General features: G+C 59.9%; 19 protein-coding genes. 10 read left to right on the forward strand and 9 right to left on the reverse strand.

What is annotated here, in order from left to right:
* Positions 1-11: 11 nt before the first annotated feature.
* Positions 12-1,205 carry an NnrS family protein gene (locus tag HH303_RS01320; RefSeq protein WP_169623401.1) on the reverse strand — a complete coding sequence of 398 codons (1,194 nt, stop codon included), beginning with the start codon at positions 1,203-1,205 and terminating at the stop codon, positions 12-14.
* A gap of 154 nt (positions 1,206-1,359) precedes the next feature.
* Here HH303_RS01320 and HH303_RS01325 point away from each other — a divergent pair, with 154 nt between their 5' ends.
* Positions 1,360-1,560, forward strand: coding sequence for a hypothetical protein (locus HH303_RS01325; protein ID WP_169623402.1), 201 nt, complete (start codon positions 1,360-1,362; stop codon positions 1,558-1,560).
* Positions 1,561-1,841: 281 nt separating this feature from the next.
* On the opposite strand, the gene HH303_RS01330 is transcribed toward HH303_RS01325, so the two are convergent.
* From HH303_RS01330 to HH303_RS01360, 7 genes are all read right to left on the reverse strand, one after another.
* On the reverse strand, positions 1,842-2,966 hold the full coding sequence (locus HH303_RS01330; protein ID WP_169623403.1) for an alpha-hydroxy acid oxidase: 1,125 nt from the start codon (positions 2,964-2,966) through the stop codon (positions 1,842-1,844).
* Between the two features lie 19 nt (positions 2,967-2,985).
* Positions 2,986-4,401, reverse strand: a complete 1,416-nt coding sequence (locus HH303_RS01335) for an FAD-binding oxidoreductase (protein WP_169623404.1) — start codon at positions 4,399-4,401, stop codon at positions 2,986-2,988.
* A 142-nt stretch (positions 4,402-4,543) separates the two neighbouring features.
* Positions 4,544-5,605 (reverse strand): polyamine ABC transporter substrate-binding protein, encoded by a 1,062-nt coding sequence (locus HH303_RS01340; protein ID WP_169623405.1) that lies wholly within the window; start codon positions 5,603-5,605, stop codon positions 4,544-4,546.
* A 35-nt stretch (positions 5,606-5,640) separates the two neighbouring features.
* Positions 5,641-6,783, reverse strand: coding sequence for an ABC transporter ATP-binding protein (locus HH303_RS01345; RefSeq protein ID WP_319637272.1), 1,143 nt, complete (start codon positions 6,781-6,783; stop codon positions 5,641-5,643).
* Positions 6,784-6,818: 35 nt separating this feature from the next.
* On the reverse strand, positions 6,819-7,628 hold the full coding sequence (locus tag HH303_RS01350) for an ABC transporter permease (protein WP_169623406.1): 810 nt from the start codon (positions 7,626-7,628) through the stop codon (positions 6,819-6,821).
* Positions 7,625-8,434, reverse strand: coding sequence for an ABC transporter permease (locus HH303_RS01355; protein WP_227421462.1), 810 nt, complete (start codon positions 8,432-8,434; stop codon positions 7,625-7,627). Before HH303_RS01355 ends, HH303_RS01350 begins: the two co-directional genes overlap by 4 nt.
* Before the next feature lie 186 nt (positions 8,435-8,620).
* Positions 8,621-9,193 carry a helix-turn-helix domain-containing protein gene (locus tag HH303_RS01360; RefSeq protein WP_169623408.1) on the reverse strand — a complete coding sequence of 191 codons (573 nt, stop codon included), beginning with the start codon at positions 9,191-9,193 and terminating at the stop codon, positions 8,621-8,623.
* A gap of 303 nt (positions 9,194-9,496) precedes the next feature.
* Between HH303_RS01360 and HH303_RS01365 the strand changes: the two genes are divergently transcribed.
* Positions 9,497-10,417, forward strand: a complete 921-nt coding sequence (locus HH303_RS01365; protein WP_169623409.1) for a dihydrodipicolinate synthase family protein — start codon at positions 9,497-9,499, stop codon at positions 10,415-10,417.
* Positions 10,418-10,439: 22 nt separating this feature from the next.
* Positions 10,440-11,726, forward strand: coding sequence for an NAD(P)/FAD-dependent oxidoreductase (locus HH303_RS01370; protein WP_169623410.1), 1,287 nt, complete (start codon positions 10,440-10,442; stop codon positions 11,724-11,726).
* On the opposite strand, the gene HH303_RS01375 is transcribed toward HH303_RS01370, so the two are convergent.
* On the reverse strand, positions 11,723-12,601 hold the full coding sequence (locus HH303_RS01375) for a LysR family transcriptional regulator (RefSeq protein ID WP_169623411.1): 879 nt from the start codon (positions 12,599-12,601) through the stop codon (positions 11,723-11,725). The genes HH303_RS01370 and HH303_RS01375 overlap by 4 nt on opposite strands.
* A gap of 155 nt (positions 12,602-12,756) precedes the next feature.
* On the opposite strand from HH303_RS01375, the gene HH303_RS01380 reads away from it, so the two are divergent.
* The 7 genes from HH303_RS01380 (at position 12,757) to HH303_RS01410 (ending at position 21,512) form a co-directional block, all read left to right on the forward strand.
* Complete coding sequence (locus HH303_RS01380; protein ID WP_227421463.1) at positions 12,757-14,250, forward strand: aldehyde dehydrogenase; 1,494 nt, start codon at positions 12,757-12,759, stop codon at positions 14,248-14,250.
* A gap of 38 nt (positions 14,251-14,288) precedes the next feature.
* Positions 14,289-15,368 carry an ABC transporter substrate-binding protein gene (locus tag HH303_RS01385; protein ID WP_169623413.1) on the forward strand — a complete coding sequence of 360 codons (1,080 nt, stop codon included), beginning with the start codon at positions 14,289-14,291 and terminating at the stop codon, positions 15,366-15,368.
* A 121-nt stretch (positions 15,369-15,489) separates the two neighbouring features.
* Entirely contained in the window at positions 15,490-16,311 is an 822-nt protein-coding gene (locus tag HH303_RS01390) for an ABC transporter permease (protein WP_169623414.1), read from the forward strand.
* Between the two features lie 19 nt (positions 16,312-16,330).
* The gene (locus tag HH303_RS01395) at positions 16,331-17,149 is read left to right on the forward strand and encodes an ABC transporter permease (protein ID WP_169623415.1); all 819 of its coding nucleotides are present in this window, start codon (positions 16,331-16,333) and stop codon (positions 17,147-17,149) included.
* Complete coding sequence (locus tag HH303_RS01400; protein WP_169623416.1) at positions 17,146-18,801, forward strand: AMP-binding protein; 1,656 nt, start codon at positions 17,146-17,148, stop codon at positions 18,799-18,801. Before HH303_RS01395 ends, HH303_RS01400 begins: the two co-directional genes overlap by 4 nt.
* 18 nt (positions 18,802-18,819) lie before the next feature.
* Positions 18,820-20,409: a phytoene desaturase family protein gene (locus HH303_RS01405; protein WP_169623417.1), complete on the forward strand. Its 1,590-nt coding sequence runs from the start codon at positions 18,820-18,822 to the stop codon at positions 20,407-20,409.
* Positions 20,406-21,512 carry an ABC transporter ATP-binding protein gene (locus tag HH303_RS01410; RefSeq protein ID WP_169623418.1) on the forward strand — a complete coding sequence of 369 codons (1,107 nt, stop codon included), beginning with the start codon at positions 20,406-20,408 and terminating at the stop codon, positions 21,510-21,512. The genes HH303_RS01405 and HH303_RS01410 overlap by 4 nt, the downstream gene beginning before the upstream one ends.
* The last annotated feature ends 8 nt before the right edge of the window (positions 21,513-21,520 follow it).

Below are 21,520 nucleotides of genomic sequence, written 5' to 3' on the forward strand. Positions count from 1 at the left end.
CGACCGGGCCACTATTTCGCCCGGCGCAGCAGCTTCGGCCCGTAAAACAGCACGAATCCCACATATCCCAGGATCCAGCTCAGGCCGGACAGGGAGTACAGCATCGTACCGTCGAACGGCAGCGACCCGGCGCAAAACCGCAGCATGACGGACAGGATGATCAGCCCATAGACCAAAAGGGTTCCCTTACCGGCTGTCAGGGCTTGCCCCGTATGGCCCAGTGTCGCCCGGGTCATGACCGCGACCGTCATGATGCCGATCCCACCGGCCATCCAAAGATGTTGGGCGTCGGCGACGTAAAGACCATCCGGCGTCAGGACGGCGACCGCCATCGCAACCGCGCCTAACGGGACGAAGGCATACCCGATATGGAGAATCAGGACGAGCGGTTCCGCCGCGGTGCTGCCGCCCTTCCATCGGACCAGCCGGACGAAATGCAACACGCCCGCTATGGCTAGGAGAGCGCCGCTTACAGCGCTTTCCGGAATCCCGACCCAGGCAACAAGCGCCGCCAGCAACGCAACAAGCGCCACACGGTCGAACCTGCCCATCGGTGGCGCCGGAAGCGATGCCGCCGCCCGCTTGACCAGCCAGTTGCGCGTGAACGACGGCACAATGCGTCCGCCGACGACGGCGATCATCATGACACCGGCGGCTAGGCCCAAGCGCAGCCCCATGCCTTGTGCCGCAAACGCCCCGGTCGCCGCTTCCCAATGGAACAGCGCATTCCCCACGGCCAAAGCGGTGGCCATCGCAAGGACGATCAGATTGCGCCAGTTCTTGCCGATCACGATCTCCCGCGCGATGGCCACGATCAACGCGACCGGCATGGCGAGATCTGCGGCGGCGACAACACCGGGGGACAACAAAGAACCGTACAAAACGGCGAGACGCCCAACGGCCCACAAAACAAAGAGCCCGACCAACGGCCATCCCACCATGGGGAGGCGCCCCGTCCAATTCGGCACGGCGGTCAAAAGGAACCCAGCCAGAACCGCGCCCAGATAGCCGAACAGAAACTCATGCGCATGCCAGGAGACCGGATCGAACGCGGTCGGAATGTCGATATGCCCAGATAGCAGCGGAACCCAAAGAACCATCGACACCGCCGCCCAAAGCCCCGCCCCCAGAAAGAATGGACGAAACCCGTACGAAAACACTGCCGGCCCTTGCCAGTTTCTGACACGATCCATCGACGAAACCATTATGCCCTACCTTGCATGGAGATATTCGGCACATTGAGGTCGGCAAATCGCCGGGTCGTCAATATCACCGCCCAAAAGGACAAATCGCGACGGCAACCAAACGGACCACCAATTCACGGTTGAAATTCGGAAAGCTCCATCACAGCATCAATCCATGATCGAAGACGTTAGATTCACGACATGCGAAGAAATCGCGCTGGAAGCGGAACGGCTGCTCCTGGAAGGGTACCGCGAGGCATCTCTCATACTTCTCAATCAAGTGCGTTCCACATGCCTTTTCAAGGACGACCCCTGCCCGGAAAGCTCCGGCTGTCGGACAACGGTGCGCCGTTTGGAACGCGACTATGACCTGTGATCGACGAGAAACGATCAGCGATAGTGATCGCGCCGCCGCACCAAAACATTGGACTACGGACGAGCGGTCCACAATGCACGTTATGCAGTTTTGGCATCTCGAACCGAGACGAACCGCGCATCGTCTCCTCGTTCGCATCCGTGACAAATTTGTGCACAGTGCACCTTAGACAAAATCCGCTTAAATCTGGAGAAAATTTAAGGACTTAGGTCAGCTTTCCTCAAACCGGTCTCCTTGCCTCAAATTTAGGGAAGAAGGCGTCCAGAAATCTAGGGGGCTATTCAATCGGCGAGGGTCGCCATCCCAGCCAAAGCCATAGCGGTATCCAACTCCGACTTCAGGATTTCGAACGCCCGACATGCGCCTAACCGTCCAGCTGCCGCGGTGCCGTAAAGGACTGCGCGACCGACCATAACGCCGTCGGCGCCGGCAGCCAGCAGCTTCATCGCATCAGCCCCACGCTGTACGCCGCTATCCGCCAGTATTGTCAGTTTATCCCCGACCGCATCCGCAATGTCCGGCAAGACTTCAATCGGTGCGACGGCGCTGTCCAGGTTTCGCCCTCCGTGATTGGAAACGACGACCCCATCCACGCCGTGCTTCGCCGCAAGGCGCGCGTCTTCACGATCGAGAATACCCTTGAGGATGAGGGCCCCCTTCCAATAGCGTCGCAGCGATGCGACATGAGACCAGGTCAGCGCCGGTTCGTGCCGGATATTCCTTGCGGCCCCACCGCCGGTAATACGCTGCCGGTATTCGAGCGGATAGTTCGCGAATCCAGGTGGCCCGCCGGCCAATACGTAGCGACCGAGAACCGTTGCCAGCCATCGTGGATGGGTCAGCACGTCGAAAACGTTGCGCGGCGTGTAGCAGAAGGGAACGCCGAAACCGTTTCTGTAATTGTATTCACGCTTTGGAAAGACGGCGGTATCCACCGTCAGAACCAGGGTGCGCACACCGCAGTCCCATGCCCGCGTCACAAGGTCCTGCCACAGCTTTTCTTCCTGCCACAAATACAGTTGGAACCATATCGAACCGGCACTAGCCGCCGCGATTTCCTCAATGGAGGTCACCGCCTCGGTCGCGGCGCAGAACGGGATTTGCATGTCCGCCGCTGCGCGAGCCAGTTCGATTTCCCCCTTATACCAAACGAGCCCGGCAAAGGCAGTCGGTGCAACGATAAACGGCGTTGGATAGGTCTGCCCGAACAGGGTTACAGCCTGGTTGCGCGTTGGTGTGCCGCGCAGCACGCGGGGGACGATCCGGGTCGCGTCCAAGGCGTCGCGGTTGCGGCGGATCGCCGTCTCATCCTCCGCCCCCCGATCGATATAGTCGAATATCCCGCGCGGCAAACGGCGGCGCGCCATCTGCCGAAGCTCCGCATAATTCATGGCATCGACCGTCATACCAGCCCCCAAAGGACCATCAGTCGAGGAACAGTTTGCCCGGATTCATGATGTTCTTGGGATCGAACACCGACTTGATCCCTTTCATCAGGCGAATTTCCACAGGATCCGAGGTCTTGGCGAGACGCCCCCGATAGCTGAGCCCGATCCCGTGCTCCGCGGTAATGCTGCCCGCAAGATCCACCACGATCGCATCGATGATCTCGTCGATTTCCGCGGAAGCGGCCTTGTAATCGGCGGGGGTCTCAAAACGGCCCGGCTTGAACAATACAACGATATGCATGTTGCCGTCGCCTAGATGCGCAACACACAGGACCTTGCATTCCGGGAACCGGGCGCCAATGTCCTGGCGCGCGCGTTCCGCAAAGACGCCTTGCCGGTCCAGCGGCACCGAACTGTCATGGGACATGTTCGGTCCGGCATGTCGGATAGCCTCCGAAACGCCGTGCCGCAGATGCCAGAACGCGTCGGCCTGCGCTTGGTTCTGCGCGATGACCGCGTCGGTCAGCTTTTCCTGTTCGAAAGCCTTTTCCAACGTCGTTTCCATGATGTCGGCAAGATCCGCATCGGGATTCGAATCCATCACTTCAACCAACAGGTACCATTCGGCGCGCGTTTCAAACGGTGCACGCGTGTTGTGGACGTTTTCGAGCACGACATCCATGTAGTCGGCATGGGTGCATTCGAAACTCGTCACCCGTTCACCGAAGGCACCGCGCATCAGCGTCAGCACGGCCAGGGCGTCATCCACCGATTGAACCGCCAGCATCGCCGTCACCACCGATTTGGGGGCGGGATACAGTTTCAGCACCGCGGCGGTAACAATACCAAGCGTGCCTTCGGACCCGATGAACAGATCGCGGATGTCGTAGCCCGTATTGTCCTTCCGCAACTTCAGCAAACCGTCTAGAATTTCGCCGGTCGGCAACACGACCTCCAAGCCAAGAACGAGTTCGCGCATAACGCCATAGCGAATTGCCTGAACACCGCCCGAATTCGTCGCGATATTGCCGCCGATCTGGCAGCTCCCCTCCGCGCTGAGGCTCATCGGGAACAGTCGGTCCGCATCCGCGGCCACCTGTTGCACATCCTGCAACACGCAGCCCGCATCCACCGTGATAGTGTCATCCACCAGCGATATCTCACGCACGCGGTTCATACGCTTGAGGCTGAGAAGGATACCGAGCGGAGACTCCAACCCGATAGCGCCCCCTACCAAACCGGTATTGCCGCCGATTGGCGTGATCGGGATTTGGTGGCGGTCGCACAGTTTGACCACGTCCGACACTTCCTGCGTCGATCCAGGCAATACGACGCATCGTGCATGCCCCTGATAGGTGCGCCGGACGTCGGTCATGAATTGCGCCATATCCTCCGGTGTTGATACGACGTTGCGCGCACCGACGATGGCCGTCAGAGACGCTATAAAATCCATATCGTTCAATCCGTCCGGGGGCATGATCGCTTCACTTCTTTGTCCGACCGCGTCGCGTTCGTCGGACCTTTGTTGGGAAAGCGGGACCGGAAGGTATGTCTTCCGGTCCCAACCGTTACGTAACGCCTAATTCAGGCAAGCGTCAGGTGATGATCCACTCCGAATAGCGCTTCTGCACGTCGGTGTAGTTGTCGCCCCACCATTCCGGATTGATGACGACGTTCTTGCCGTTGTTCAGATCCGGCAGGAAGGTTCCTTCCGGTTTGGCCTTTACCATCTCGATCGCTTCGAGGTTGTTCGGCAGATAGTAGCCGCTCAACGACCATTCCATCTGGACCTCCGGACGCAGGCAGAATGCGATGAACTGCATCGCCGCTTCCTTGTTCTTCGACCCCTTCGGGATGGCGAAGAAGTCGAGCGAATTGTTCGTCTGCTCGAAGGAGAAGTCGAGATTCGCGCCGCCTTCCTGGGCACCCTTCACGCGGTTGTAGTAGCTGTAGGAGAAATCGGCCTCGTCCTGAGCGACCGAGGACACCTGTTCCGGCGTGGAGGCCGCGAACTTCGACACATTCGCCTTCAGTTCGTCCATTTTGGCGAAGGCGCGGTCGACGTCCAGCGGGTACAGGTCTTTCGGATCGACACCGTCCGCGATAAGGGCGGCTTCCAGGGTTTCCGGTGCGAGGGACCGCATGCAACGGCGGCCCGGGAACTGTTCGACGTCGTAGAACCCCGCGAAATCGACCGGATGTTTGCCGTCCGGCGTGCGTTCCGTGTCCCACAGGATACCGCCGCTATAGAGGTAATAGGGCATGTAGAACGGGTTACCTTCCGTCAGCAGCCCCTTCATCCCGGTCAGCGAGGGATCAAGTTCTTCCCACAGGTTTTCCTTGGCGCCCGACGTGGCGAACGCCGCCGGGGCGTCAATCACGTCCCAGGTCACGGAATTGCTGAGAACCTGCGCCTTCACCTTTGCCATATCGCCGTTATCGACGATCTGAACCTCGATGCCGGTTTCCGCCGTAAAGGGGTCGATGAAGATGCGCTGCACGCGCTTGTGATATTCCCCGCCCCAGGAGGTGATGGTGATCGATTTATCGGCGGCCTTGGCGCGTTTGCTGAAAACGGCCGGGGCGGCGAGACCGATACCGGCCATGGCGAGCCCGCTGTTAAAGGAGCGGCGCGTTAAATTGAAGGACTTCTTCATGGATACTCTCCTTTCGTGAGACCTGACTGTTCTGCTTATTGTTTGGAAAAGGTCGGATCGGCCTTGAGGAGGCGGCTTTCACCAACCTGCCAGTACAGTTGAACCGGCGCTCCGCGTTTGGGGCGGGCGCGATCCGAGCGGTTCAAAACTTGTGCAACCAACTGCCTGCCGTCTTCGGTGCGCAGGAAATGGCGGACAACCCCGCCCAGCACGACCGTATCCAACAGCGTTGCGGTGACGACATTCGTCCCTTCAGGGATTGCGCCGTCCGCAATGTGCAGGTTTTCGGGGCGGATTAGGACGACCGCCTCGTCGCCGGGACCGACCGCGGCTTCAGAACGCAGTTCCACGGCGAGACGATCCTTGCCGGCGGTAAGGGTGACGGTATCGCCTTCCCCTTCCAGACGTCCCTGAAACAGGTTCGAACTGCCGATAAAGTCGGCACTGAAGACCGTGTCCGGTTTGAAATACAGCGTTTCCGGCGATCCCTGCTGTTCGATGCGACCGTTGCGCATCAGCACGATCCGGTCGGACATGGTCAGGGCTTCGTCCTGGTCATGCGTCACGTAAAGCATGGTGACGCCGAGCTCCGCATGCAGCCGCTTGATTTCAAGCTGCATATCCTCACGCAGCTTCTTGTCCAGCGCCCCCAGCGGTTCGTCCATCAGAATGATCGACGGATTGTAGACGATGCACCGGGCCAGCGAGATACGTTGCTGCTGCCCGCCGGACAGCGCACGCGGGCGGCGGTTCGCAACGTTTTCCAATTGGATGAGCTTCAGGACCTCCGCCACGCGGGTTTCGATCTCCGCCTTTTTCATGCCGCGCACCTGCAGCGGGAAGGCGATGTTCTCAAACACGGTCATATGCGGCATCAGCGCATAATTCTGAAAAACCATGCCCAGGCCGCGCTTGTTGGTCGGCATGTCCGTAGCGTCGACGCCATTGATCACGACGCGCCCCGATGTCGGCGACGTCATGCCGGAAATCAGATTCAACAGCGTGGACTTACCGGAACCGCTGGGGCCGAGGAGCGTGACGAATTCGCCCTTGCGGATTGACAGATCGACAGTGTCGAGCGCCCGAAAATCCCCATACTGCTTCGTCAGTCGGTGGACTTCGATCATCATGGAGCCGGTGTCGGCCGCAACGGATTTCTCTGCAAGTTCAGTCGTCACTTCACTACCTCAATTTAGGGGAGCGCAACGCGGGGTCATTCCGATCGCTGCTTGCGTTCCAACATCATCAACGCGACGGCCAGGGCCATCGAAACGACGGTCAGCAACGTCGAAACGGCCGCGATCACGGGGGAGACTTCCCACCGGATGGCGCTATACATCTTCACCGGCAGGGTTTCCGTCTCAGGGCCCGTCACGAAATAGGCGACGATCACCTCGTCCAGGGAAATCAGGAAGGCGAACAGGCTTCCCGCCGCGATGCCAGACTTCAATTGCGGCAGCACCACGCGGAAGAAAATCCGAACCTTCGACGCCCCCATGATCAGGGCCGCGTTTTCCAGCGCCGGATCGACATGGCGTAACGACGCGCCAACGGAAATCATCATGAACGGGGTCGCCAACATGGTGTGCGACAGGACCAAGGTCAGATTGCGGTCCAGTCCGCCCCAGGGCGCCCATTGAAGATACAGGCCCAAGGCAAGAACGATAACCGGCACCAATAGCGGCCCCATGGTGAAATGGGTCAGGGCGCTGGACATCGGCAGCCGTGCGCGCTGCAGAGCGTAGACTGCCGGTACGCTCAGGACCGCGGTAAACACGGTCGTTACAGTGGCGATGAACAAGCTCTGCGTCATCGCGCCCCACCATGCGGAATCATTGAAGAACTGCCGATAGAGGTCCAGCGACCACTCGCTCGGCGGAAACTCCATTTCCTTGGTGTTCCCAAACGAAATCGGGAAGACGATCGTGCTCGGCAACAGCAGAAACAGGTAGCACATCCAGGCGACGACCGGGACGAACAGCGCCCCAAAGGAAAGGCGGCGTGAAAGTTTCCGACCCGTCATGCCATCGCTCCCATCGTACCGGAGCCGCCACGAACGCGACCGAGCAGCGCGACCAGAACGCCGGAGATCACCAGCAGCACCACGGCAATCGCAGCGGCCAGCGGCCAATCGAGCGTCTGCCGCGTATAGAAATCAACCAAGTTCGCCACCATCATGTCCTTGCGCCCACCAAGTAGCGCCGGCGTGATATACATGCCGATCGACAGCGTGAAATTGATGATCACGCCCCCGATGACACCGGGCATGCTCAGCGGCAGCGTGATTTTGCGGAAAATCCGAAACGCCCCGGCCCCCATGACCTGCGCGGCGCGCGCAAGGTTCGGGTCCTGCGCCAACAGACTGCCGAGGATCGACAGGATCATGAACGGCAGGAGATAGTTGATCATGCCGACGATCGCGCCGAAGCGGTTGAAGACCATCGTCACATGCAGAGTGTCGCCGGAAAGGTAGCCGAGTATCTGATTGACGATCCCGGCATGACCGAGAAGCACGGTCAGCGCAAAACTCTTCACCAGAATACTGGTCCAGAACGGCAGCATCACGAGCATCAGATAGAAAACGCGGCGGCCCGGCGGCTGACGCGACAAATGCAAGGCGACGGGATATCCGACAAACAAGCTGACCATGGTGGCGGTGAAGCTGATGTCGAACGTCGTCCGCAGAACCTTCGCGAACAGTGTGCTGGTCAGCAGTTCTTCATAGGGCCGCGTCGTAAATCCGTTTTCGTAAACGCTCTGCCAGACCGTCAGCAGCAACGGATAAACGAAGAAAACCAGCAACAGGACGAACAGGGGGGCAATCAACATCCCTCCCGCCCGCTTGCTTAAGTAGGAATCTCCCGAACTCATACCCAACATCCTGACCGGGATAGCGAGAATCAAATTCTCGTAAACTGAAACATGTGCCGGATAGCTCCGTCACGCACTTTCAGAATACTGTCATGAGCACAGGATTGTTACAAGGAATTTTCTGAAAAATGAAAATGCAACCGATCAAATATCGGCATTCACCCAGAAAACAGTAGCTTGCATCGTGCCGACATTCGCAAAGCTGTGCGGTTTACTACTCGGGAACGAAAAACAGTCCCCTTCCCGCAAAACATAAACGTCGTCCTCGATACGCAGCTCCAGCACGCCGGCCAAAACCAGCCCGATTTCTTCCCCCGGATGGACATAGGGCGCCTGCCCCGAATTGCTACCCGGATCGATCACCAGATAGAATCCCTTCAGCCGCTTGCTTGCCAAAGGCGAGACAAGATCCTTGCGAAGCCCATCCACATGAAGGAAGGGCTGCCGCCGATCCGCCCGGACGATATAGGGTTCTTCTTTCCCGTTCTTACTGTCCGGATCGATCAGCCAAGCAGGTGAAACGTCCAATGCATTGCTGAGCGTGAAGAGGGTTCGCACGGTCGGCGAGACCAAGTCCCGCTCCAACTGCGACAACGTCCCGATTGAAAGTCCGGTTGCGGCCCCGAGATCGGCCAGCGTCATCTTACGACTTTGACGAAGCTCACGAATCCGCGCGCCGAGCTGTGGATTCGTTTCCTGTTCTTCGATCAACTCCATATTTGAGCCCCCATCGACCTGATCGTAATTGGCTCTTATACGCTCCATCTCTCTTTCGCACCATCTTGTCATCCCAAAGCTGCCGCCACGTTCGCAAATGCGCCCAGCCGCCAACAACTTAGCCAAACAGGTTCCGCCCCACAACATATTTCAGGAAACTGAAATTTTATAATTGTAGAATACTGAAACTTATATACCCTCGAATATTAGTTAATCGAAATTCTATCGGGAAGCTTGCCGGGTTGGATCGATCGCGATCGGGTTCTCCGCCCTCGCTTCCAGACGACAAACCAGGAGTCGATTATGTCCACCCCCCTCGCCTTACGCGGCCTTGTCCCAGCGTGCCCCACACCGGTCACACCGTCCGGAACTGTCGACCGTCCCGCCTTGCACAAGCTTGTCCGATATATGCTGGACGGCGGGGCTAGCGGTCTTGTGCCATTGGGCGGAACCGGGGAATACACCGCCTTTTCGCAAGCAGACCGGATCGCCACCGTCGAAACCAGCAAGGACGCCGCCGGCGACGCGCCGGTCGTCGCGGGTGTTCTGTGCCCCGGCCTGGGCGATGCGATCGGCACGGCGGCGGACTTCCTGGCCGCCGGGGCCGATGCCATCATGGTGATCGTTCCCTATTATGTCCGGACGTCGCAGCAAGGTGTGATCGACTATTTCCGTAAGATTCGGGACACCGTCGACATCCCGATCGTGCTGTACGACAACCCGGCGCGCAGCCATATGGTATTACAGCCGGAAACGATCGGGGCACTAGCCGCAGACGGGACCGTCATCGGTATGAAAGCATCGAATACCGACCTGTATCACTTCGATCATGTCATGCAGCGCGTCGGCCCCGACTTCCAAATGTTGAGTGGCTACGACACGCTTTTCACCCAACAAGTGTCGATGGGCGCGCGGGGGGGCGTGTTGACGTCCGCAGTCATCGTCCCTGGGGTCTGGAACGACATTCAAGCCCTTGCGGAAGCGGGCCGCTTCATGGACGCCCTTACCCTGCAGCGGAAGCTATGCCCGTTGATGGATGCCCTGTTCGCGGAAGAAAACCCCGGACCGACCCGGGCCGCGTTGGAAATGATCGGTCTGGCAAACGGCCCGTCGGTCCTGCCGCTCGGTGCGATATCCGACGGCCTGAAGGCACGGTTGTTCAAGGTCCTTCAGGACCTGTACGCACAAGGGATCCTGACCATCACCCCCAAACAGCCGAAGTGACAACATCTGTAGCGACACCGCCATGACCGCGACCGAAACCGCGACTCGCAATCTATATCCCGAAGATGCCGGACAGACCACCGACTATCCTGCCCTGGACGGCCACTGCCGGGCCTCGATCGCGATCATCGGCGGCGGATTTACCGGCCTGTCGACGGCTCTGCACCTGGCGGAGGCCGGGGAGCGTCCGATCCTGTTGGATAGCGAAGGGCCGGGATGGGGCGCATCGGGCCGAAACGGGGGACAACTCAATCCCGGTCTCAAATACGATCCGGACATTTTGGAAGCCATGTTCGGCCAAGAGGCCGGTGCCGCTCTTGTGGACTTCGCCTATGGTGTCACGGATTTCACCGCCGGTTTGGTAAAGCGGCACGGCATCGAATGCGATTTGCGCCAGAACGGTACTATACGCGCGGCCACCCTACCGAAGCACGCCAAAACCGTGGAACGCACGGCGGCACAGTGCATTCGGCGCGGCATGCCGGTTCGCATCCTATCGCCGGACGAACTGCAGAATGCGACGGGGACGGACCGCTATTGCTCCGCCATGTGGGATGCGCGCGGCGGCGACCTGAACCCCTACAAATTCGCCTTGGGTCTAGCCTCTGCCGCGGCGCAGGCCGGCGCGCGAATTCATGGCGCAACGCCGGTTCTGTCGCTGGACCGCGTCGCCGGAGACTGGGTCCTGCGCACGCCTCACGGTACCGTTCGGGCACAACGGGTACTGCTGGCAACCAACGGTTACACCGGCGCCCTCTTCCCTGGTCTGGAACGTTCGGTGGTCCCGGTGTTCAGCGCGATCGCCGCAACCGCCCCTCTCCCCGACGCCCTGGCGGCACGGATCATGGCGACACGCGCCGTGCTGTACGAGGCGGGTCTCATCACCGTCTATTACCGCGTCGATGCGCATAATCGCCTCCTGATCGGCGGGCGCGGGCCGATGCGCCCTCTGGACACGGCGGCGGTTCTCGGCAACCTCACCGGCTATGCGCAAACGCTGTGGCCCGACCTTGCCGGGATCGAATGGACCCATGGCTGGAACGGCCGCATCGCCATGACGAAAGATCACCTTCCCCATATCCATGACCTCGCGCCCGGCCTGACCGCCTGCTTGGGATACAACGGTCGGGGCGTCGCGTTGAGCGCCGCACTCGGCGAACGGTTGGCGGACTACCTGCGGACTGACGATGCGGGTGTCCTGCCGTTCCCGACCACACCGGTCCAACCGTTCCCTTTCCAAAGATTCTGGCCGCTGGGCGCATGGTTCGCGATCCAGTCCGGCCGGATACGCGACCGTTTCGGGATTTAGGACTCGGCCTGAAGCTCCGCCATTAAGGCCTCGCAGGCATGCGAGGGCGGGCGATCCCGACGAATCAGAATTCGAGGCTGAAAAACGATCCTGGGTTCCAGCCGACGCGCGACCAAATTCGTGTGCAGATTGGCCGATAGGAAGAACGAATCGACCAGCGCCACTCCAAGGCCAAGGGAAGCAAAGGCGCAAGCCACGACCGTTTGATTGACGATCATGGACGGCGCGAAGGGGATGTCGAACTGCCGAAACGCCTCCCGGACCGACAAGCCGGATCGTGTATCGTCCCCGAATGCGATAAGCCGCGCCCCCGCCAACTGCCGCACATGGATCGATTCGTAACCCGCCAAGGGATGATCCTCTTGAAGGACGCAGACAAGTTCCCCGTCTGGCAGGGATATCGCCTCGACTTCCGCCTCGTCGGTGTAGACATCCAGTACTGCAAAATCGGCCAGTCCATTGACCACCTGTCGGATAACCTCGCGGCTGGCGAAGGCATGCACATGAACCTGCACGCCAGGCCATGACTTGTGAAATCGCGATACGGCCCGGGCGACCAATGACGAGGCCAGTGTCGATGCCGCCGCGATCGTGATTTTACCCGCATGCCCTTCGCGCAATTGCGAGGCCAGGTTTTCGATCGATGTCGCAACCCCGTTCAACCGCTCCACCTCAACCCGCAGAAGTTCCGCTTCCGGGGTCGGCTGTAGACGCCCCCGAACCCGGGAAAACAGGGTGATCCCCAAATCTTCTTCCAGCAAATGCAACGTTTTAGTAACCGCCGGTTGTGACAAGTGAAGCATGCGCGCAGCACCGGAAACAGTGCCGTGCCGCATCACCGCATTAAAAACCGTTAGATATCGGAAGTTTATCATTCACTGCCGCCCCGTTCCCCTCTTTCACCGCATATACCTACTCCAGGGTATAACTTTTTGGAAGGTTGTTAGGGAAAAAACTGTATTGGACAGAAGTTTATCGACCTTTCACGATCCGGTCATGGAATCGAAACATCCACAGTATGGAACGTAAAATGACCGCACAGGACCTAATTGCCCGGCTAAAGGACGTCACCCCGTCATCCATCAAGACCAAACCTTTTGTGGATGGAAAATTCGTCGATCCGGCCTCCGATGCGACCTTCGAAACGATCTATCCCGGCACCGGCACGAAGATTGCGGACATCGCCGCATGCGGCCAAGTCGATGTGGATCGTGCGGTCGCATCGGCGCGAAAGGCGTTCGAAAGCGGTGTTTGGTCTCGCATGGCTCCGGCGGACCGCAAGCGCATCTTGACTCGTTTTTCGGAGCTGATGCTGGAGCACCGAGACGAACTCGCCGGTCTGGAAACCCTGAATGTCGGCAAGCCGATCACGCGCAGCCGCAATGGCGACATCCCGAGCGCGGCCGGGTGCATTGCCTGGTATGCCGACGCGATCGACAAAGTGTATGGCGAAGTCGCCGAAACCGGCCCGGACGTCACGACAATGGTGGTCCGCGAACCGCTTGGCGTCGTCGCCGCGGTCGTCCCCTGGAACTATCCCCTTTCCATGGCCTGCTGGAAGCTGGGCCCGGCGCTGGCCACCGGTAACTCCGTCATTTTGAAACCGGCGGAACAGTCGCCCTTCACGGCCTTGCGCATCGCCGAATTGGCCCTGGAAGCCGGGCTGCCGCCGGGCGTGCTGAACGTCGTCCCAGGCCTGGGAGAGGCAGCGGGCAAAGCCCTGGGCCTTCACATGGATGTCGATTGCGTCACCTTCACCGGCTCGACGGAAGTCGGAAAGATGTTCCTGGAATATTCCGGCCAATCCAATGCGAAGCATGTCAGCCTGGAGCTGGGCGGAAAATCGCCGCAGATCGTGCTCAACGACTGCGACGATCTGGACGGCGCGGCACGCGCCATCGCCGCCGGGATTTTTTCGAATTCCGGACAGGTGTGCAACGCCGGGTCGCGTCTGGTCGTTGAAAGCGGCATCAAGGACGCGTTGTTGGAGCGCGTCGTGGCCATCGCCACGGATCTGAAGGCTGGCGACCCGCTCGACGAGTCGACCCAACTGGGATCGATCGTCAGCGAAAAACAGTTCGAACGCGTGATGTCCTACATCGATATCGGGAAATCCGAAGGTGCATCCGTCGTGGCGGGCGGCAAGGCGGCCCGACCGGAAAGCGGCGGCTTTTTCATCGAACCGACGGTGTTCGACAATGTCGGCAACGGCATGCGCATCGCCCAGGAAGAAATCTTCGGTCCGGTTCTGTCCGCGATCACCGTGGCGGATTTCGATGAGGCGGTCACTGTCGCCAACGACACGATTTACGGGCTGAGCGCTGCGATCTGGACCCGCGATATCCGCAAGGCGCATCGCGCCGCCCGGGCGATCCGCGCCGGTGTCGTCTGGGTCAACTGCTTCGACCGCGGGTCGATGTCGGCGCCCTTCGGGGGCTTCAAGCAATCCGGCTTCGGCCGCGATAAGTCGCTGCATGCGATGGACAAGTACACCGATTGGAAATCGATCTGGATCGCCCATTGATCCGATCGCGTCATATTACAATAACAGGGAGAAAGACCATGTCGGATACAGTAAAAGGAAAGTTTTCCGGTACCACCGGAACTGTTTCGCGCCGTAGCGTTCTGATGGCGGGTGCCGGTATCGGGGTTACGTTGGCCACCCCCGCGATTTGGCGCGGCGCGCGGGCGGATTCCGGCCTGACCGTGACGTGCTGGGGCGGCAAATACCGCGACGGCATCGACACGATTTTCGCCAAACCCTTCACGGAAGAAACCGGCATCCCGGTCACGTTGATCGACAATGCGGACCTGGCCAAGATGAAGGCCCAGATCGACAGCGGTAACGTCGAATGGGATGTTTTCGATAGCGTCGGCCCGCAGATCATGTCCGGCTCGAAGCAGGGCCTTTGGGAAAAGGTCGACGAAAGCATCGTCGATCGAAGCGATCTGGCCGCACCCGGCGGCGACGACAATGTCGGCACTTATCTTTTCGGCGGCGGCATCGCATGGGATACTAATCGTTTCCCGGACGGCAAACATCCGGTCGACTTCAAGGGCCTTTGGGACGTGGACGCCTTCCCGGGCAGCCGCGGCTTGCGTCCCCGGGTCAGCGAAAACCTTGAAATGGCGTTGATCGCCGACGGCGTTGCGCCGCATGACCTCTATCCTCTCGACGTCGAGCGCGCCTTCGCCAAAATGGACGAAATCAAACCCGCCGTGAAAACGTGGATCGAAGCGACACCGCAGACGGTAACGCTGGTTGCCAACGGCGAAATCGATTTCTCCTACAGCTATATCAGCCGTATCCGTCCGGCCCAGCTCGACGGCAGCACGTTGAATATCTCGATGATGCAGACGCTGAACTCATTGGAATATCTGGCCGTCGCCAAAGGCACGAAAAACCGTGAGGCTGCCATGCGGTATATCGCCTTCTGCCTGCGCCCGGATCGTCAGGCGGCATTTGCCGAAAAACTGTACTTCACGCCGAACTCCATGGCGGGCCTGGAAGCGGCCAGCCCGGAAGCGCGGGAATACATGCCGGACATGACGAATCCGAACAACGCGATCCTCGACGATGCGTGGTGGGCGGACAACTACACGGATCTGCAGAACCGTTTCACGGAATGGCTTCTGCTCTGATTCGCCTCACTGGCCCGGTCGAACTCCGTCTTTGCGCGGACTAGACCGGGCCATTTTTCGCGACATTGTCTTACCCGCACTCTGCGGTTTACCCCTGCCCTGCGGCCTTGCGAACAGCCAGATGCTGACACACAAATCGACATTCCTACTGCTGCTGCCGCTGACCGCGATCGTAGCTGTCTTTTTTCTCTATCCCCTTGGATTGATCGTCTTCAACAGCGTCAATGACGGGGAATGGACGCTGCGTGGTTATGAGGCGTTGTTCAACAGCCGCCTGATCGCGATCGTATTGCAGAACACGTTCGAGATCGCCATCGGCGCGACCCTGATCAGCTTGGCGCTCGGCTATCCCATCGCCATGCACTTGGCGCGGCAAACGCCGAAGCGGCGCGCGCTGTACATGATCATGGTCATGCTGCCGTTCTGGACCAGCATCCTGGTGAAGAGCTTCGCGCTGGCGATCATTCTGGGCGAGAACGGCCTTATCAATGACTTTCTGGGCCTTTTCTTCGGTCCCGATTTCTTCATCCCGATGATGTTCAATCGCGTCGGCGTGTTCGTCGGGATGGTGAACTATCTGCTGCCCTTCATGATCCTGCCGATCTTGACGAGCCTGATGTCCCAAGACCCCGCATTGCGGAAAGCCGCAGAAATCATGGGGGCCGGCCCGACTCGGATTTTCCTGACCATCACCTTGCCGTTGAGCCTGACCGGCGTCATGGCGGGTGTCTTGATGAACGTCGTCCTCTCGCTGGGCATGTATATCACCCCGGCGCTGCTCGGCGGACGCAAGGACGTGATGATGGCCAACCTGATCGACTTTTACACCCGGAAGACACTGGACTGGCAATTGGCGTCGGCCATCGCTGTCTCGCTGCTGGTGATTTCGGTCATCCTGGCCGCCTTCCTGCAACGGAGCCGCGGTCGCGGCGCCGCCCTTTAGTCCGACGGGAGCTGATGCAATGAGCGACAAACTGTCCCCCGGCGGCCTGATTCGGCTGTACCGTCTTTCCGGCGGTGCCGTCGCCGTCGTCGGTTATCTTTTCCTGATCCTGCCGAGCGTGATCGTCATCCCGATTTCGTTCGGTGGACGGGGGGAACTCACCTTTCCTCCACGGGCCTTTTCCTGGGACCTCTATGCCGATTTCTTCACCGATCCGGCCTGGTGGGGAACCGCCGTGCAAAGCCTTCAGGTCGCGACACTGACGACGATCCTTGCGGTCGTTCTGGCGGCACCCGCTTCCTATGCCCTGGTGCGCGGTACCTTTCCGGGCAAGCAGGTCCTGTCCATCGTCCTGCTGAGCCCGATCCTCATTCCGCTTATCGTATTGGGACTGGGGCTGTACCTGCATTTCGCGTCCCTCGGTATCGTGGGATCGACCCTGTCCCTGGTCCTGGCACATACGGTTTTGGTGACACCGTTCGTCATGGTTTCCATCAGTTCCGGGCTGCGCCATATCGATCCGGCCCTGGAACGCGCGGCGACTATTATGGGCGCGGGGCATATAACGATCTTTTTCGGTGTCGTGTTTCCGCAGATCAAGGCGTCCATCGCCGTTGGCGCCCTGTTCGCCTTCCTCATCTCCTTCGACGAGGTGATCGTCGCCTACTTCATCAGCGGCGCCGACACCATGACATTGCCGGTCAAAATGTTCAGCGCCATCCGTTGGGAAATTTCCCCGGTCATCGCCGCGGTTTCGACATTGCTGACCGCCCTGTCCCTGGTGTTCTGCGTCGCCATCATGTTCCTGCAAAAGCAAGATAATGGGAGTTCCCAATGACGGAATCCGTCGCCCGCCAAGAGGCGATCCCTGACGCCGCCACACGCCGCCGCCTTGTCGAGGCCATGCCGCTTCCCGCCAATATTCAGGCCCTTGTGGACTCGGCGGTCGAAGACGCCGGTGACCGGACCGTCTGGACCTTTTTCGACGAGGATGAGAGCCTAACCTACCGTGCAATGCGGGACACGGTGGCGCGGCTGGCGCATGCCTTCCGCGCGCACGGCATCCACAAGGGAACGCATGTCGCGGTCATGTTGCCGAATATCCCCGCATGGCCGCTGAGTTGGCTGGCGATCGGTTATATCGGGGCCGTGACGGTGCCGGTGAACGCGGCATATCGGCCACGCGAACTGGCTTACGTATTGAACGACAGCGACGCCGAATACCTGATCATCGGAACCGAGCAATTGGCCGTGTATCGCGAAGCCCGGTCTGAAAACCTCATCGCATTGCCAGAGGACCGGTTGATCCTGGTCGGGGACGATGAGCAAGGGGTGGAATCCTGGCAACGGATGTTGGACGATGCATCCGACGGGCCGTTTCACGCTGTGGAACCTGTCGGGCACGACGATCTTTTGAACATCCAATATACGTCCGGCACGACGGGGTTTCCGAAAGGCTGCATGCTGACGCAACGCTATTGGATTCAGGCCGGACTGGTAAATGCATTCCGGGACGGGTTGTCCTATCGCAATCTTCTGGCCTCGACGCCGTTCTTTTATATGGATCCGCAATGGATTCTGCTGATGACGCTCTATCACCGAGGCACCCTGTTCGTCGCGCGGCGGCAGAGCACGAGCCGTTTCCTCGGCTGGTTGCGCGACTACCACATCAATTTCTGCCTTATGCCGGTCGTCATGATGAAGCAGCCGGAACTACCGGACGACGGCGTGAACGAAGTCGTGCGCGCCAATGTCTATGTGATGCCGCCCGCCCTGCACCACCCCTTCGAAGAACGGTTTCACGTCACCGCGCGGGAAGCCTTCGGCATGACAGAGGTTGGGCCGACCATGTTCGTCCCGGCGGAAGCCTCCGACATGGTCGGGTCCGGGTCCTGCGGCATGCCCGGTCCGTTCCGGGAATGCCGCGTCGTCGGCGAAGACGGGCGCCCCCTACCCGTCGGCGAGATCGGCGAGTTGCAGATCAAGGGGCCGGGTATGTTGCTCGGTTATTATAAACGGCCAGAAGCGACGGCGGCGGCGCTGGACGGTGGATGGTTCCATACCGGCGATCTGGCGCGCACCGACGCACGTGGATTCTTCTATATTGTCGGGCGCAACAAGGACATGATCCGGCGCGCGGCGGAAAACATCGCGGCGAAGGAAGTGGAAGCCGTCCTGATGGCCCATCAGGATGTCGTTGAGGTCGCGGCCATCCCCGTGCCGGACGATATCCGCGGCGAGGAAGTGAAGGCCTGTATCGTCCTGCGAGAAGCCCTGCGGTCCGACCGACGACCGGTGGATACTCTGACCGCGCTGATCGATCATTGCCGCGAGCGGCTGGCACCGTTCAAAGTGCCGCGCTATTACGAATTCCGGGAATCGCTCCCCAAGACCGCCTCCCTGAAAATCGCCAAACAAACGTTGAAAGACGAAAAATCAGATCTTCGCACGGGGTCCTTCGACCGCGTGGAAGGCAGATGGCTCGGTTGATAGGAAAGAGAACCGTCGATGTCTCACAGTGGATATGACGCAGTAATCGTCGGTGGGGGCCATAACGCCCTCGTATGCGGCGCCTATATGGCCCGCGCCGGTAAACGGGTATTGGTCCTCGAACGCCGCACCATGATCGGCGGCGCCGCAGTGTCGGAAGAGGTTTGGCCCGGCTACAAGGTTTCCATCGCCTCCTTCGTCATGGCCCTGTTGCAGCCGAAGGTGATCCTGGACCTGGAATTGAAGAAATACGGGTTGGAAGTGCTTCCGGCCCCGCCGCTTTTCATGCCGTTGCCCGACGGTCGGTCCGTCACGTTCTGGCCGGACCAAGAAAAGATGCGCGATGAGATCGCCCGCATTTCCCCGGCGGACGGCAGCGTCTATCTCGATTATCGCAAGCACATGGAAGGCTTGGCCCCCTACCTGCAGCGACTGATCTGGGAAACTCCGCCGAATGTCGGGTCCCGACGCCCCAAAGATCTGCTGGCCCTGCTGAAACTAGCCGTTCGATACTGGGATATCGGGCCGAAATTCTACGATTTCTACGATGTCCTGACGCAAAGCGCCTATGACTTCCTGGGGCGTTGGTTCGAAAACGATACGGTCAAGGCAATGCTGTCCTACTATGCCGGCGGCGGCGGCGGCAACGGATCGCCGAAGACGCCGACGACAGCATACGCCTTGCTGCGCCCCTATGTGCGGGACCACGGCACGGCGGCGGGCGGCGCGGGTTTCGTCCGCGGCGGTATGGGCGGGATATCCGATGCGATCGCCGCATCAGGTCGCGCTTATGGACTGGAGATCCGCACCGATGCCGAGGTGCACAGGATCATCCTGGAGAACGAACAGGCGACCGGGGTCGAATTGGCATCGGGCGAGCGGATCATGGCCAGTGCCGTCATCGCGAACGCCGATGCCAAAACAACCTTCCTGAAACTGATCGGGAAGGATGCCCTGCCTATCGACTTCGCGGCTGCGATCCAAAGCTTCCGCACCACCTCTTCCGTATTCAAGGTCAATCTGGCGGTTTCCGAACTGCCGCGTTACACGGCTTTCGATCCAAAAACCGCCGGTTTCGACTATCCCGTTCAGGTGCGCATCGGGTCGAGCATCGACTATCTGGAACGCGCCTTCGACGATTCGAAATATGGCGGGATCGCGCGTAACCCCTTGATGACCGTCATGGCCCCCAGTGTCCTGGACAGCACCGTCGCACCGCCCGGCATGCATCTGTTGAGCATTTTCGGCGGCCATGTCGCCTATGACCTGAAGGACATGGATTGGGAGACCGGCCGGGAGGTCCTTTACGATCGGGTGATGGACACGCTCGAGACCTATGCGCCGGGAATGCGCCAACGCGTCGTGCATCGCCAGATACTCGCCCCGCCGGACTTCGAGCGCATCCTGTCCCTACCCGGCGGCCATGTGCATCACGGCGACATTACCGTCGATCAGATTTTCTTCCGCCGCCCGGCACCGGGTTACGCGGATTACCGAACCCCCTTCAAGAACCTTTACCTGGCCAGCGCTTCTGTACATCCGGGCGGCGGCGTGACCGGTGTGCCGGGTCACAACGCCGCAAAAGTAATCCTGGGAGACCTGAAATGACTTTGACCGCCCCCGACGCTGCGGATGCGATGGTCACGCTGAAAGGCGTGAGCAAGAGTTTCGGCACGGTGGAAGCCTTGAAGGCCGTGGACCTATCCGTTCCGAAGGGCCAGTTCTTCAGTCTGCTTGGGCCGAGCGGGTCCGGCAAGACGACCTTGCTGAACCTGATATCCGGCAGTTTCAAACCGACCGCGGGCCGGGTGTTCATCGACGGTCAGGACGCGACCGACCTTCATGCCAGCAAACGCGGTCTGGGCATGGTGTTTCAGCACTATGCCCTGATGCCGCATATGTCGATCTTCGACAATATCGCCTTTCCATTGAAAATCCGGAAAGTACCCAGCGCCGAAATCAAGCGCCGCGTCGAGGAAGTGTTGGAGCTTGTGCATCTGCCGGGCGTCGGCGACCGCCGACCGAAGGAACTATCCGGCGGTCAGCAACAGCGTGTCTCCCTGGCCCGGTGCATTGTCTACCGCCCGTCGCTTATCCTGATGGACGAACCGTTGGGGGCTTTGGACAAGAAGCTGCGCAAGGAAATGCAGCTCGAAATCAGTCGTTTGCACCGCGAGCTCGGCATCACCATGGTGTATGTCACTCATGACCAGGAAGAAGCCCTGACCATGTCGGATCAGATCGTCGTCATGCGCGACGGGCAGATTGAACAGATCGGCACAGCGGAAGAGCTGTATTTTCGGCCGGCCAATCCGTACACCGCCGACTTCATCGGTGATTCCAATTTGATCCCGGGCCGTGTCAGCGCCTTGAACGGATCCGTTCAGGTCGCGTTGCAAGACGGCGGCACAATCGCCGCATTGTCGGAAGAAGGACTGTCCGTCGGCGACGGCGTTCAAATCCTGATCCGCCCGGAAAGCGCGATCGTGCAGAAGGCGGATACGGCGTCCGACATGCCAGGATTGACCGGAGAGTTGACCGACACGATGGTCTTCGGTGCCGTCGTGAAGCATTTCATTCGCCTACCGAACGGGCGCATGTTCGAAGCGACGGAAATCAACCGCCGCGGCTTGGAACGCTTGGCCTTGGGTGCACAGGTTCGGGTGTCCTGGCGGGTCGAGGACGGCCTCGTGTTACGGAACAGGGTATAGGCGGCCCG

It is taken from the genome of Pacificispira spongiicola, assembly GCF_012926505.1.
Classification (GTDB): domain Bacteria; phylum Pseudomonadota; class Alphaproteobacteria; order UBA8366; family Aestuariispiraceae; genus Pacificispira; species Pacificispira spongiicola.

Coding starts and splice junctions, on each gene's coding strand:
- HH303_RS01320 (WP_169623401.1), bottom strand. CDS start 1,205: ATGGTTTCGTCGATGGATCGTGTCAGAAACTGGCAAGGGCCGGCAGTG.
- HH303_RS01325 (WP_169623402.1), top strand. CDS start 1,360: ATGATCGAAGACGTTAGATTCACGACATGCGAAGAAATCGCGCTGGAA.
- HH303_RS01330 (WP_169623403.1), bottom strand. CDS start 2,966: ATGACGGTCGATGCCATGAATTATGCGGAGCTTCGGCAGATGGCGCGC.
- HH303_RS01335 (WP_169623404.1), bottom strand. CDS start 4,401: ATGGATTTTATAGCGTCTCTGACGGCCATCGTCGGTGCGCGCAACGTC.
- HH303_RS01340 (WP_169623405.1), bottom strand. CDS start 5,605: ATGAAGAAGTCCTTCAATTTAACGCGCCGCTCCTTTAACAGCGGGCTC.
- HH303_RS01350 (WP_169623406.1), bottom strand. CDS start 7,628: ATGACGGGTCGGAAACTTTCACGCCGCCTTTCCTTTGGGGCGCTGTTC.
- HH303_RS01355 (WP_227421462.1), bottom strand. CDS start 8,434: ATGTTGATTGCCCCCCTGTTCGTCCTGTTGCTGGTTTTCTTCGTTTAT.
- HH303_RS01360 (WP_169623408.1), bottom strand. CDS start 9,193: ATGGAGTTGATCGAAGAACAGGAAACGAATCCACAGCTCGGCGCGCGG.
- HH303_RS01365 (WP_169623409.1), top strand. CDS start 9,497: ATGTCCACCCCCCTCGCCTTACGCGGCCTTGTCCCAGCGTGCCCCACA.
- HH303_RS01370 (WP_169623410.1), top strand. CDS start 10,440: ATGACCGCGACCGAAACCGCGACTCGCAATCTATATCCCGAAGATGCC.
- HH303_RS01375 (WP_169623411.1), bottom strand. CDS start 12,601: ATGATAAACTTCCGATATCTAACGGTTTTTAATGCGGTGATGCGGCAC.
- HH303_RS01380 (WP_227421463.1), top strand. CDS start 12,757: ATGACCGCACAGGACCTAATTGCCCGGCTAAAGGACGTCACCCCGTCA.
- HH303_RS01385 (WP_169623413.1), top strand. CDS start 14,289: ATGTCGGATACAGTAAAAGGAAAGTTTTCCGGTACCACCGGAACTGTT.
- HH303_RS01390 (WP_169623414.1), top strand. CDS start 15,490: ATGCTGACACACAAATCGACATTCCTACTGCTGCTGCCGCTGACCGCG.
- HH303_RS01395 (WP_169623415.1), top strand. CDS start 16,331: ATGAGCGACAAACTGTCCCCCGGCGGCCTGATTCGGCTGTACCGTCTT.
- HH303_RS01400 (WP_169623416.1), top strand. CDS start 17,146: ATGACGGAATCCGTCGCCCGCCAAGAGGCGATCCCTGACGCCGCCACA.
- HH303_RS01405 (WP_169623417.1), top strand. CDS start 18,820: ATGTCTCACAGTGGATATGACGCAGTAATCGTCGGTGGGGGCCATAAC.
- HH303_RS01410 (WP_169623418.1), top strand. CDS start 20,406: ATGACTTTGACCGCCCCCGACGCTGCGGATGCGATGGTCACGCTGAAA.